We start from the raw sequence: 13,133 nt of genomic DNA on the forward strand, positions 1-13,133 counted from the left end.
TCCTGGTCGAGCCGCTCGTCGACCTTGCCGTGCTCGCCGCCGCCAAGTCGCTTCGGCAGGCGACGGACAACGGCCTCTTCAACGGTCGCCTGCATCGCGCAGCCGTCTGACCACCTTTGATATAGAAAGCGCATGGGCAAGCCTCATGCGCTTTTTCTTTGAAACCGCCGCCTCTTTCGGGTACCGCGGGACAACGGGCACACCGTCAAACTTGCCACAGCCGACGAGACATCGAGGACATCCATGCGCATCCTTTCCGAAGCCCACTATCCGGAACTGCCGAACTACTATCGCGGCAAGGTGCGTGAGAACTACGACCTTCCAGACGGCAGCCGCATCATCATCTCGACCGATCGTCTGAGCGCCTTCGACAGGATCCTCACCTGCATTCCCTATAAGGGCCAGGTTTTGACCCAGACGGCACGCTACTGGTTCGAAAAGACCAGCGACATCTGCCCGAACCATGTCATCTCCTATCCCGACCCCAACGTGGTGATCGGAAAGCGCCTGGAGATCCTGCCGGTCGAGATCGTGGTCCGTGGCTACCTCGCCGGTACCACCGGGACATCGATCCTCACTCTCTATAAGAAGGGCGAGCGTGAGATGTACGGGATCAGCCTGCCAGACGGCATGCGCGACAACGAAAAGCTCCCGACCCCGATCATCACGCCGACCAGCAAGGAATTCGACGGTGGCCACGACGAACCGCTGACGCCCGACGAGATCGTCGAGAAGAAGCTTTTGACGGCCGAGCAGTGGGAAACGCTGTCAACCTATGCATTGGCACTGTTCGCCCGTGGCCAGAAGCTTGCCGCCGAGCGCGGCCTGATCCTCGTCGACACCAAATATGAATTCGGCACGGACGAAAACGGCACGATCATCCTCGCCGATGAAATCCACACCCCTGACAGCAGCCGCTACTGGATTGCCGACAGTTACCAGGCGAGCTTTGAAAAGGGAGAGCGCCCGCAGAGTTTCGACAAGGATTTCGTCCGCGCCTGGGTTGCCGAACGTTGCGATCCCTATGTCGATGCCATTCCGGAAATCCCGGCATCACTGGTCGAGGAGACATCGAAGGTCTATATTAGGGCATTCGAAGCGATCACGGGGCTGCCGTTCCAGCCTGATGACACAGGCGAAAGCCCCTTCGCCCGTATCCGCCAGAATCTGGCATCGTACTTCCCCTGAGAAAGGTGGCCCCATGGATCAGGACCCTCGCGCACGATCTGGCGCATGCTGCCCCGACAAGGGTGCCGGCGTTCCCGTGCGTCGTCCGCGCAGACCCGCTGAGGAGACGCGCGAAGAGATCCTGAACACCGCCGAGAAGCTTTTCCGGACCCATGGCTATGCCAGCGTCACGATTGCAGACATTGCAGCCGAACTGTCGATGTCACCGGCCAATGTCTTCAAGCATTTTCGAACCAAGACGAGCCTTGTTGATGCGATTGCCACCCGCGCGATCGAGCAGACGCTCCATGCATTGAAGTCCCTGGCCAGCGACAAGCCCGCCCCCGAACGGCTTTACGCCCTCGCCCACCATCTCATGCAGGAGCACCTCTCCGAGCAGAAGGATGCACCCTTCGTGTTCGAAATGATCCTCGTGACGATCACAGAGGAACTCGATTGCGGCGATCGGTACCGCGAGATCGTCGTCGGCATGATCGCGGAAATCATCCATGCCGGCATTCGGGAAGGCGTCTACCATGCAGGCGACGTGCCGCGATTGGCAAACACATCCTTCGATGCACTGGCCTGCGTCATCCACCCTGTCATGACGGGAATGGAGAAGGCTGGCATAATGGCAACACGTTGTCGGGAAGTCGTCGCCCTGATCGATACTGCACTGCGGTCACCACTTGCAAAGTGACGATTGTTCATTTACGTCACTTCGACTGAAGAGAACCGCCTCCCTTGGATGCGCCCTTTCTCGCCGTCTCGCCAGTGCCTGATTTCAGCGGCGCTGGTCCATGACTTGTAATGTTCTGTGACCTTTCTCAGTGGGATTCCTTGATGCGCCCAAGCTTCAGACTTGCCTCCGCCATTCTCGTTTGCACCGCCGTCCTGGCGGGTTGCTCCGATCAGGGAACGGCTGACAACGGCGGCGCCGCAGGGGCTGGCGGCGAACGGCCACCTGCAGCCGTGAGCGTTGTGGTGATGAAGAAGGAACTGCAACCGCTGACAAGTACCCTGCCGGGACGCGCAGCCGCCTTCCAGACCGCAGAAATCCGCCCACGCGTGAGCGGCATCATCAAGGAAATTGCCTTCAAGGAAGGCAGCGAAGTTCAGCCGGGCGATCTGCTCTACAAGATCGAAGACGACACGTACCGCGCCGCCCAGGCCCAGGCCCAGGCCAGTCTGCAGAAGGCTGAAGCCGGCGTGCCGACGGCCCAATCCAACCTTGCGCGTCAGGAACGGCTGGTCGGCAGCGGCGCCACCCAGGTGGAACTCGAAAACGCCCGTGTGACGCTTCTGCAGGCTGAGGCAGATGTCGCTCAGGCAAACGCAGCGCTGCGCTCCGCCGAGATCGAACTCGCTCTCACAGAAATTCGCGCCCCCTTCGAAGGCGTGACCACTGCGTCGCGCTACTCGGTCGGCAACGTCGTCACCGCAAACCAGACCGACAGCCTTATGACCCTGCGCCGTCTTGATCCGATCTACATCGACCTGACGGAATCGAGCGTCAATCTTCTTCGTCTGCGCGAGGCCATCACCGAGGGTCGCATCAACCGCAACGAAAACGGCGCATCCGAAATCCGGCTGACGCTTGAGGACGGCCACGAATACCCAGTTGTCGGAAAGCTCGACATGTCGGAAATGGCGGTCAGTCAGACGACCGGTACCTATTCGATCCGTGCTGTGTTTGACAATCCCGAAGGCCTTATCCTGCCAGGCATGTACGTCCGCGCCACGGTGACCGTCGGCACGGAAGACGGCTTCCTGATCCCCCAGCGGGCAGCCACGCGCAGCGCCAATGGAGAGCTTTCGGCAAAATTCGTCACGGCAGAGAACACGGTCGAGACCCGGATCTTCGACGAAGCGCAGGTTTCCGGCAACAACTGGCTCGTGGCCAGCGGCATCAATGATGGCGACAAGCTCATAGTCGACGGCTTCCAGTGGATTGGCGACGGCGCCCCCGTCCAGCCGGTCGAAGCGCAGATTGATGAGAACGGGATCGTCCAGGAAACTGCGGCGCCGGCTGCCGCCCCTGCCGCACAACCCTGATTGTGCGACAGACAAGGCAATCGAGGCGTAGAGGATAATCCATGGCCCAGTATTTCATTCGACGCCCGATCTTCGCATGGGTGATCGCGATCATCATCATGCTCGGCGGTGCGCTCGCGATTTCGACGCTGTCAATTTCGCAGTACCCGGAAATTGCACCGACAACCGTGCAGATATCGGCAAGCTATAATGGCGCAAGCGCGGAGACGGTGGAGAAGTCAGTCACATCGATCATCGAAGACGGCATGACCGGCCTTGATGACCTGACGTATATGACGTCATCGTCGAGCACCGGCTCGGCCTCCGTATCGCTGACCTTCGGCAACTCGATCGATCCCGAAATTGCCCAGGTTCAGGTCCAGAACAAGCTGCAGCTCGTCCAGTCGCAACTGCCGGATATCGTCCAGTCGGCCGGCATCTCGGTAACGCGCTCGACCTCGAGCATCCTGCTCGTCGGCGCACTGGTGTCCACGGATGGCGCCCGCAGCAATGTCGAGCTTGGCGACATTTTCTCCTCGCAGATCGAGGATCAGATCAAGCGTCTGGAAGGCGTGGGAAGCCTTGAAGTGTTCGGTACCGGCTACGCCATGCGCGTCTGGCTCGACCCGTTCAAACTCAACAAGTTCCAGCTGACACCGACGGACGTAACCTCCGCCATCCAGGCGCAGAACACGCAGGTTTCCGTTGGTGCCCTCGGCAGCCAGCCGGCGCCGGCGGGTCAGCAGCTGACGGTCACCGTGACCGCTCAAAGCCAGCTGCAGTCCGTATCCGACTTCGAATCCATCATCCTGAAGACCGAGACAGACGGCGCCACCGTGCGACTGAGCGATGTCGCGCGCATCGAGGTCGGCCAGGAAAGCTACGCCACCAAGACCCGCTCCAACCGCAATCCGGCGACCGGCTTCGCCATCAATCTGGCGACCGGTGCCAATGCACTGGATACGGCAGAACGCGTGAAGTCGCAGCTTGCAACAATCGCACCATCGCTGCCGGAAAACGTGGTGATCACCTACCCCTACGACACCACGCCCTTCGTGCAGCTGTCGATCGAAAAGGTCGTTCACACCCTGCTCGAAGCCATTGTGTTGGTCTTCGTAGTCCTGCTCGTCTTCCTTCAGAACCTGCGCGCCACCATCATTCCTATGATTGCGGTGCCCGTCGTTCTTCTCGGTACCTTCGGCATCCTCGCGTTGACGGGCTACTCGATCAACACGCTGACCATGTTCGCCATGGTTCTGGCGATCGGTCTGCTTGTCGATGACGCGATCGTCGTGGTTGAAAACGTCGAGCGCATCATGTCCGAGGAAGGACTGTCTCCGCTCGAGGCAACCCAGAAGTCCATGGGCGAGATCACCGGCGCAATCGTCGGCATCGCCCTCGTCCTGACGGCCGTCTTCATTCCGATGGCCTTCTTCGGCGGCTCGACCGGCATCATATACCGCCAGTTCTCCGTGACCATCGTCTCGGCGATGCTGCTTTCTGCTGTCGTTGCTCTTGTTCTAACCCCGGCGCTCTGCGCGACGATGTTGAAGCCGGTCGACCACCACAAGCCGAAGGGCGGTCTTGGTGGCTGGTTCAACCGTAACTTCGATCGCGCGACCGGCGGTTATGTCTCGTCGATCGGCTATCTTCTCAAGCGTCCGCTTCGGGTCATGCTGATGTTCGCGATCGTGATCGCTGGCATGAGCTGGTTCTTCCTGCGCCTGCCTTCCTCCTTCCTCCCGGAAGAGGACCAGGGCGTGCTGATGACGATCGTCCAGCTGCCGAACGGCGCAACTGTCACGCGCACCGAAGAGATCATCAAGAAGATCGAGGACTACTATCTCGATAAGGAAAAGGACGCGATCCAGGACGTCTTCTCCGTCTCCGGCTTCTCCTTTGTCGGTGCCGGCCAGAACTACGCGCTGGTCTTTGCCAAGCTTAAGGACTTCGAACTGCGCGAAGACCCGCAGCTTGCCGCGCCTGCCGTCGTACAGCGCGCCATGGGCTATTTCTTCACGCTTCGTGACGCTATGGTCTTCCCACTGGCGCCGCCTGCGATCCCCGGTCTCGGCACGTCGAGTGGCTTCTCCATGTATCTGGTCGACAGCGGCAATAGAGGCACCGAAGCACTGACGGCCGCATCGCAGCAATTGATGCAGGTGGGCAGTTCCAATCCGAACGTGAGTTCGCTGCGCTCAAACAACCCGCCGGCTGAAACCCAGTTGAAGCTTCTGCTCGACCAGGAAAAGATGGGCGCCATGGGCCTCGACATCGCAACGGTCAACAGCATGCTGTCGACCATCTTTGCGGGCCGTGACGTCAACGACTTTACCCTGAACGGCGAACTGAAGCCGGTCTATGTCCAAGGCGATGCACCCTACCGCATGCAGGAAACCGCGATCAACGACTGGCATGCCCGCAATGCCAACGGCGAGATGGTTCCCTTCTCGTCCTTCATCAGGACGCAGTGGATCAGCGGCGCACCGACGCTCAGCAGATTTAACGGCGTCGGCGCCATCTCGATGGAAGGCGCAGCAGGCGGCGGCGTGAGCTCCGGCACGGCCATGGACACGATGGGAACAGCTGACCGCCGATCTGGGTGGTGGTTATACCGTAGCCTGGCAGGGCATCTCCTATCAGGAGCGCCTGTCTGGTTCGCAGGCCCCCATGCTCTACGCGCTCTCGGTCCTGATCGTCTTCCTCTGCCTCGCAGCCCTCTATGAAAGCTGGTCGATCCCGTTCTCCGTCATCATGGCGGTACCGGTGGGGGTCCTGGGAGCGGTCGCGGCGGCCTATGTCTTCGGCCAGTCCAACGACGTCTATTTCAAGGTCGGACTGCTCACGACAATTGGTCTAGCGGCAAAGAACGCGATTCTGATCGTGGAGTTCGCGAAGGATCGCCAGGCTACCGGAATCAGTGTCATTGATGCAACACTCGAAGCTGCAAAGCTCCGGTTGCGCCCCATCATCATGACCTCGCTCGCCTTCATTCTGGGTGTGGTGCCGCTGGCGATCGCGACCGGTGCGGGCTCTGCAGCACAGAATTCGATTGGTATTGGCGTCCTAGGCGGCATGTTTACGGCTACGGCGCTCGGAATCTTCTTCGTACCGTCGTTTTTCGTCATAATCCGGCAGATTTTCGGCGGTGCAAAACCGAAGGAAGCGCTGTCGTCGTCGTGATTGACAAACTATGTTAACCAACTAATGCGTAGGCTGCTGCGGTAGCCTGCGTGTGTAAGTCGGTCGTTGGCTCGAGGTCATGCTAAACCTCGTCGTGGCAAGACCGGGGGACTTTTACAGGAACACGTGATGCTCAAGATTCGTGCCGCCGCACCACTCGCAATGCTCCTCCTTTCCGGCTGTGTCGTCGGTCCGAACCATGAGGCGCCGCAGACCGCCCTCCCCGTCAAGTTCTCCGAAGGCAGCGCCCGCGCGTCGGCCGACGTGACATTGGCTCCCTGGTGGACCGCCTTCAACGACCGCCGTCTGAACGGCTTGGTTGAAACCGGCCTCGCCCAGAACCTCGATGTACTGCAGGCGATCGAGCGGATTACCTCTGCGGAAGCCAGCTTCGAAGCGGCAGACTCGGCAGCGTTTCCCCAGCTGAACGTATCTACCGATCATCAGGTATCGAAGACGAACGGCAGCGGCGCGCTGAGAACCCGTGATAGCGACACCACGAACACGACGAGCGGCACGCTCGGCGTTTCCTGGCTGATTGATCTCTTCGGCCAGTACCGCCGTTCCAAGGAAAGCGCGAAGGCAACCCTCGATGCGGCCTATGCCGGCGCCGATGTGGCCCGCCTGACCTTCTTGTCCAGTGTCGTCTCGGCCTATGTCGATGCACGCTACTACCAGGAACGGATCGCGATCGCCCGCAAGAACCTGTCCTCGCGTCGTGAAACACTGGAGCTGACACGCCTGCAGCTCGAGGCCGGAGCAGCTTCACGCCTCGACGTCGTCCAGTCTGAAGGTCTCGTCAATTCGACGCTCGCGGAAATTCCGGGCCTTGAGATCTCCTTCCGCCAGTCGGTCCACCGCATTTCACTGCTGCTCGGCCTGCCCGCAACAAGCCTGCTTGCCGACCTCCAGAAGGGTGCAGCCCAGCCTTACGCTCGTCGTGGCGTGAACGCGGGCGTTCCCGCGGACCTGATCCGCAACCGCCCGGACATCCGCGCAGCCGAGCGCAATCTCGCAGCAGCAACCGCCGAAATCGGCGTTGCGGAAGCAGCCCTCTATCCGTCGATCACCCTCAGCGGCTCGATTTCGCCGACACTGGTCGCCACATCGGCAGCGAGCGGTAGCGCGACATCATGGGGCTTCGGTCCGAGCCTGAACCTGCCGATCTTCGATGCCGGCGCACGCCGCGCCAACATCAAGGCACGTGAAGCGGCGGCCCGCGAAGCTTATCTCGCCTGGAAGCAGACGGTCTTGAGCGCCGTCTCCGAAGTCGAGAACGCGCTTGTTGCCGTGAGCCGTACCCGTCAGACGGTGTCGGCCCTGACGGCTACCGTGCGCTCCTACGAGGAAGCCCTGTCGCTTGCTACCGCAAGCTACCGTGACGGCGCCTCCTCGCTGCTCGACGTCCTCGATGCACAGCGCAACGTCGCCAGCGCTCAGGCCAACCTCGCCCAGGCTGTTCAGCAGTTGGCAAATGGTTATGTCCAGCTGAACGTTGCGATCGGCGGCGGCTATGCGTGGGACGGATCGAAGACGGTCGTCGCCAGCAGGTAAGCACCTCCGGCAAACACATCAGAGCCCGGCACCGGAAACGGTTGCCGGGTTTTTCTTTGCCTCACCTCAGAAGGTCGCAGGCGTGTTGATCCAGATGAGGACCGTCTCGCCACTCGAAATGTTCCGCCAGGAATGTGGCCTGCGGCTTTCGAAATAGAAGCTGTCGCCGGCATGCAGTTCAAAGAACTGGTCGCCGTCGAGGATAATCTCGAGGCTTCCGGAGAGCATGTGGATGAACTCTTCTCCCTCGTGCTGATAGGCGCCCTCGCTCGACGCCCCGGGGGCAAGCTGGAAGCGGTTGCACTCCATCATGTTGCGACCCTCCGCCAGAACCTGAACGGCCACACCGGAGGAAGTGGTTGGCCATGACGACCACTTGCCGTCGCGGATCAGGCTTTCGCCGCCCCTGCCCTCCTCTTGGCCGCTGAGCGACGCGAGTGTCGTGCCGAGATGCCGGGCAACCTCATGCAGGGCGGTAAACGACAGTCCTTGCGAGGTCCGCTCGAATGTCGAGAGCTGCGATACCGACACCCCCGTCGCCTGGGCGACGTATTCGAGCGTCTTGCCCGCCTCTCGCCGCAGACGCCGCATTCGCGTGCCTGCGCGGATATCGGAAGTATCATCCTCAGTTTCGACGCTCTCCTCGTCGGCATCAGACGAAAATTCCCGCAGCGTCTCGCGGATCGCCGCCGGATTAAGGCCCTTCTCCGTCCGCAGCCAGGCGATCCGCTTCAGCCGATCCACCAACACCCGATCATAGACGCGCTGGCCGGTCGGTGTCCGGAACGGCTGGATCAGGTCCTGGCTTTCCCAGAGGCGAAGCGTCGACGGCGACACGCCCGCCATGCGCGCTGCCTCTGCAATCTTGAACCGGATATCGTCCACGCTGCCCTCATCAAATGTCGCAGTCTTGCGTGATAATGCCGATAAGGCATATTGCAAGTCTACAGAAAAAATGTAGGAAATATAGCACCGCGCGATTGCAGCCCTCTGCAACGCCGCTGGCAACCCTTCGCACAGGACGAAAACGATGAAGAACGCCGAAATCTCAGCTCGCAAGAATGACGCCATTTCCCGCGGCGTCGGCATGACCACGCAGATCTATGCCGACAAGGCTGAGAACTCGGAGATTTGGGATGTCGAGGGCCGACGCTACATCGATTTCGCCGGTGGCATCGCCGTTCTCAACACCGGCCATCGCCATCCGAAGGTCGTCGAAGCCGTGAAGAACCAGCTCGACCGCTTCACCCACACCTGCCATCAGGTCGTGCCTTACGAAAACTACGTCGCGCTTGCCGAGCGTCTCAACAAGATCGTGCCGGGCAATTTCGAGAAGAAGACGATCTTCGCGACAACCGGCGCCGAAGCCGTAGAAAACGCCATCAAGATCGCCCGTTGCGCCACCGGCCGCTCGGCTGTCATCGCGTTTACCGGCGGCTTCCACGGCCGCACCTTCCTCGGCATGGCGCTGACCGGCAAGGTCGTGCCCTACAAGGTCGGCTTCGGCCCGATGATGGGCGACGTCTTCCACGTGCCCTTCCCGCTCGAAATGCACGGCATCGACGTCGAGACCTCGCTCGACGTGCTCGACAAGCTGTTCAAGGCCGATGTCGACCCGAAGCGCGTCGCAGCCATCATCCTGGAACCCGTCCAGGGCGAAGGCGGCTTCTATGACGTTCCGCGCGCTCTGATGAAGGCGCTGCGCGAACTCTGCGACGAACACGGCATTCTCCTCGTCGCCGACGAAGTCCAGACCGGCTTTGCCCGCACCGGCAAGATGTTTGCCATGGAGCACTACGATGCCGTTCCGGACCTCACGACCATGGCCAAGAGCCTTGCCGGCGGCTTCCCGCTGTCGGCCGTAACCGGCCGCGCCGAACTGATGGATGCCCCCGGCCCCGGCGGCCTCGGCGGCACCTATGCCGGCAACCCGCTGGCGATCGCAGCTGCTCATGCCGTTCTTGACGTGATCGAAGAGGAAAACCTCTGCGACCGCGCCAACCAGCTCGGCAACCGCCTGAAGCAGCGCCTCGAAAGCCTGCGGTCGGACATTCCCCAGATCATGGACATCCGCGGCCTTGGTTTCATGAACGCCGTTGAATTCAAGATCCCGGGAACAGACAAGCCGAATGCGGATTTCACCAATGCGGTGCGTCTGAAGGCGCTGGAGAAGGGCCTGATCCTTCTGACATGCGGCGTCTACAGCAACGTCATCCGCTTCCTCGCCCCGATTACCATTCAGGACGAGGTCTTCAACGAGGCACTCGATCTGATCGAAGCCTCGATCCGCGAAGTTGCAGCAGGAGCCTGACGCATGACCATCTCGAACATTCTGACGGACAAACTCAAGGACCCGACGCTGGCGACCGACAAGTCACTGGTCGGCAATGAGTGGCTGGCCGCCAGCCAGTCGGGCAAGACTTTCGAAGTGACCAATCCGGCCACCGGCGACGTGATCGCCGTGCTCCCGGATCTGAGCAAGGCAGACGTCGAAAAGGCGATCGATGCGGCTTATACCGCCCAGAAAGCCTGGGCCAAAAAGACCGGCAAGGAGCGTGCGGCCATTCTGCGCAAGCTGAACGATCTGATGGTCGCCCATGCCGACGACCTGGCCACGATCCTGACGATGGAAATGGGCAAGCCCTGGCCGGAGGCCCGCGGCGAAATCCTCTACGGCGCATCTTACGTCGAGTGGTTCGCCGAGGAAGCCAAGCGTGTCTATGGCGACACGATCCCGGGGCACCAGGCTGACAAGCGGATCATGGTCATCAAGCAGCCCGTCGGCGTCGTCGGAGCCATCACGCCGTGGAACTTCCCGAACGCCATGCTCGCCCGCAAGGTGGCACCGGCGCTTGCCGTCGGCTGCGCGATGGTATCGAAGCCGGCCGCCCAGACCCCGCTCTCGGCACTGGCTCTTGCCGTTCTCGCCGAGCGCGCCGGTCTGCCTGCCGGTCTCTTTTCGGTCCTGACCTCCACCGATGCGGCGATGGTCGGCGAGGAAATGTGCGCCAATGACAAGGTCCGCAAGCTCACCTTCACCGGTTCGACAAATGTCGGTCGCATCCTGATGCGTCAGGGGGCCGATCAGATCATGAAGCTCGGCCTGGAGCTTGGTGGCAACGCGCCCTTCATCGTCTTCGACGATGCGGACCTCGATGCTGCCGTCGAAGGCGCGATGATCTCGAAGTACCGCAATGCCGGCCAGACCTGTGTCTGCGCCAACCGCCTCTATGTCCAGTCGGGCATCTATGACGCCTTCGCCACGAAGCTGGCCGAGAAGGTCGGCCAGTTGAAGGTCGGCGATGGCTTCGCTGATGGCGTTACCACGGGCCCGCTTATCGACGCCAAGGCGGTCGAGAAGGTCAAGGAGCATGTGGCGGATGCCGTGTCCAAGGGTGCCCAGGTTGCCCTCGGCGGCAAGCCGTCTGCGGCCGGCGCCCTCTTCTTCGAACCGACGATCCTGATCGGCGTCACCACCGCGATGAAGGTAGCAACCGAAGAGACCTTCGGGCCGGTTGCGCCGCTCTTCAAGTTCGAGACGGAAGAAGAGGTGATTGAGCTGGCCAATGCCACCGAATTCGGTCTTGCTTCCTACTTCTACTCGAAGGACATCGCCAAGGTGTTCCGCGTCGCGGAAGCGCTCGAATATGGCATGGTCGGCGTCAACACGGGCCTCATCTCCACGGAAGTAGCGCCCTTCGGTGGCATCAAGCAGTCGGGCCTCGGCCGCGAAGGCTCGAAATACGGCGTGGATGACTATACCGAGATCAAGTATATCTGCCTCGGCGGCATCGCCTGAACCATCTGAAATCCCCGGCACTGCCGGGGATTTTCATTTGACGTCCCCGGACCGGAATATCCGTTCAGCCACCGTCCTGCCGAGACCGGCCAGGGCCTCGAAGTGACCGCCCCGCGCCGATGACCGTCGCCAGAAGAAGCCGATGTCGCGAATCCCCTGCCAGTCTTCGATCGTCAGAAGCTTGATCCCATCCTCCTTGCCGAACTCGGAGCGGACATAGAGTTCGGGAAACAGGGACAGTCCCATTTCGATGGAGACCATCTGACGGATAGCATCGAGACTCGATCCTTCATACTCTTCGGCGAGAATGGCACCGGACATGTCCGCTAAGCGCCGTACCTCGTCCATCAGTCGGTGCCCCGGTCCGAGCGTTAGCAGCTTCTCGCCCTTGAGTTCCTGCGAGGTAATTGTATCGAATGCGGCCAGCCGATGGGCCTTGGGCACGCCAAGCAGGATGCGCTCCCGGCATATCTGGAACGCCACCAGGCCTTCTTCGTTGGAAGGCAGCGGTCCGAGCCCGCATTCCGTCTCGCCCTGCAACACGGCCCTCTCCAACTGGCGGGGCCTGTCTTCCCGGATATAGACCTTGAGCTCCGGATACGTCTGGTGAAGCGGCGGCAGAAGATAGGGCATGAAATAGGGCCCGAAGGACGGCGCCACACCCAGCCGGATAGCTCCTCCCAGATTGGCCTTTGATCCCATGGCAAGCGCCCTGATCTCATCAAGCCCATTGAGAATGACCTTCGCCGCCGCAATGATCTCGGCGCCAACAGGCGTCGGCATCACCTGACCGGGCATCCGGTCGATGAGCGTCACGCCAAGCTGTTTCTCGAGTAGCGAAACCTGCACGGAAAGCGTCGGCTGGGAGACGTTGCACCTCTTGGCCGCCTCGCCGAAATGCCCGGTTTCGCCAAGCATGACCAGATATTCCAACTGCCGATGACTGGGGCGAAATGGCATGTCGACCTCGATAGATAGAATCTATCGAAATCATACAATCAATCAATTGGAACAATCAACTCGGAAGACTCATATTGTCGACGTACGAAAGGAGATCGCCATGAAGCAACTGCTCAAAGCCCTCAGAGCCCGCCATTCGATCGTCGCCGCCAAGATTGACGAGGAACAGCGCCGTCCGCAGCCTGATGGCATCAGGGTCCGCGCCTTGAAGAAGATCAAGCTGCACTTGAAGGAGCAGATCATGTTGCTCGAGCGGGGCGATGCCATGAAGGCAAACGCCGCCCGCCCCAAGGCATCGAACTTCGGCAGTCCCATTCTCGCCGGACGCTGATCACGCGGGCGCTCCGTGATGGCGCAAGCGTGACCGGTGAGAACGGCCGGCGGGGCACCCTGCGCCCCGCCGGCATTAGGGGAAATGACGAGCAAATAAAAAAGC

The 13,133-nt window shown here is 60.9% G+C and carries 10 protein-coding genes and 1 pseudogene (1 of these 11 cut by a window edge); 9 read left to right on the plus strand and 2 right to left on the minus strand.

Translation table 11 applies throughout. The annotated features are described in order from the left end of the window. The 6 genes and pseudogenes from GH983_RS16910 to GH983_RS16935 form a co-directional block, all read left to right on the plus strand. Nucleotides 1-110, plus strand: the end of a protein-coding gene (locus GH983_RS16910; RefSeq protein ID WP_069043090.1) for an energy-coupling factor ABC transporter permease. 574 nt of this gene lie to the left of the window's left edge; the window shows 110 of its 684 coding nt (coding positions 575-684); its start codon lies beyond the left edge, outside the window; the stop codon is at nucleotides 108-110. Between the two features lie 133 nt (nucleotides 111-243). After that, entirely contained in the window at nucleotides 244-1,188 is a 945-nt protein-coding gene (locus tag GH983_RS16915; RefSeq protein ID WP_054148633.1) for a phosphoribosylaminoimidazolesuccinocarboxamide synthase, read from the plus strand. Between the two features lie 13 nt (nucleotides 1,189-1,201). Continuing rightward, the gene (locus tag GH983_RS16920) at nucleotides 1,202-1,867 is read left to right on the plus strand and encodes a TetR/AcrR family transcriptional regulator (protein WP_083229653.1); all 666 of its coding nucleotides are present in this window, start codon (nucleotides 1,202-1,204) and stop codon (nucleotides 1,865-1,867) included. 143 nt (nucleotides 1,868-2,010) lie between these two features. Further along, complete coding sequence (locus GH983_RS16925; RefSeq protein ID WP_153763019.1) at nucleotides 2,011-3,222, plus strand: efflux RND transporter periplasmic adaptor subunit; 1,212 nt, start codon at nucleotides 2,011-2,013, stop codon at nucleotides 3,220-3,222. Nucleotides 3,223-3,263: 41 nt separating this feature from the next. After that, nucleotides 3,264-6,384: pseudogene (locus tag GH983_RS16930) on the plus strand (efflux RND transporter permease subunit). A 129-nt stretch (nucleotides 6,385-6,513) separates the two neighbouring features. Beyond that, complete coding sequence (locus GH983_RS16935; protein WP_153763020.1) at nucleotides 6,514-7,938, plus strand: efflux transporter outer membrane subunit; 1,425 nt, start codon at nucleotides 6,514-6,516, stop codon at nucleotides 7,936-7,938. 66 nt (nucleotides 7,939-8,004) lie between these two features. Here the strand turns inward: GH983_RS16935 and GH983_RS16940 are convergent, their stop codons facing one another. Further along, complete coding sequence (locus GH983_RS16940) at nucleotides 8,005-8,784, minus strand: cupin domain-containing protein (protein WP_246727580.1); 780 nt, start codon at nucleotides 8,782-8,784, stop codon at nucleotides 8,005-8,007. A gap of 184 nt (nucleotides 8,785-8,968) precedes the next feature. Here GH983_RS16940 and GH983_RS16945 point away from each other — a divergent pair, with 184 nt between their 5' ends. Together GH983_RS16945 and GH983_RS16950 are read left to right on the plus strand one after the other, a co-directional pair. Further along, on the plus strand, nucleotides 8,969-10,249 hold the full coding sequence (locus GH983_RS16945) for a 4-aminobutyrate--2-oxoglutarate transaminase (RefSeq protein ID WP_054148629.1): 1,281 nt from the start codon (nucleotides 8,969-8,971) through the stop codon (nucleotides 10,247-10,249). 3 nt (nucleotides 10,250-10,252) lie between these two features. Then, on the plus strand, nucleotides 10,253-11,737 hold the full coding sequence (locus GH983_RS16950; protein WP_153763022.1) for an NAD-dependent succinate-semialdehyde dehydrogenase: 1,485 nt from the start codon (nucleotides 10,253-10,255) through the stop codon (nucleotides 11,735-11,737). A 33-nt stretch (nucleotides 11,738-11,770) separates the two neighbouring features. Here the strand turns inward: GH983_RS16950 and GH983_RS16955 are convergent, their stop codons facing one another. Continuing rightward, complete coding sequence (locus tag GH983_RS16955; protein WP_054148627.1) at nucleotides 11,771-12,697, minus strand: hydrogen peroxide-inducible genes activator; 927 nt, start codon at nucleotides 12,695-12,697, stop codon at nucleotides 11,771-11,773. Nucleotides 12,698-12,797: 100 nt separating this feature from the next. Between GH983_RS16955 and GH983_RS16960 the strand changes: the two genes are divergently transcribed. Beyond that, complete coding sequence (locus GH983_RS16960; protein ID WP_054148626.1) at nucleotides 12,798-13,028, plus strand: YdcH family protein; 231 nt, start codon at nucleotides 12,798-12,800, stop codon at nucleotides 13,026-13,028. The last annotated feature ends 105 nt before the right edge of the window (nucleotides 13,029-13,133 follow it).

The sequence above is a fragment of the Agrobacterium sp. MA01 genome (assembly GCF_009650195.1).
Taxonomy (GTDB): domain Bacteria; phylum Pseudomonadota; class Alphaproteobacteria; order Rhizobiales; family Rhizobiaceae; genus Allorhizobium.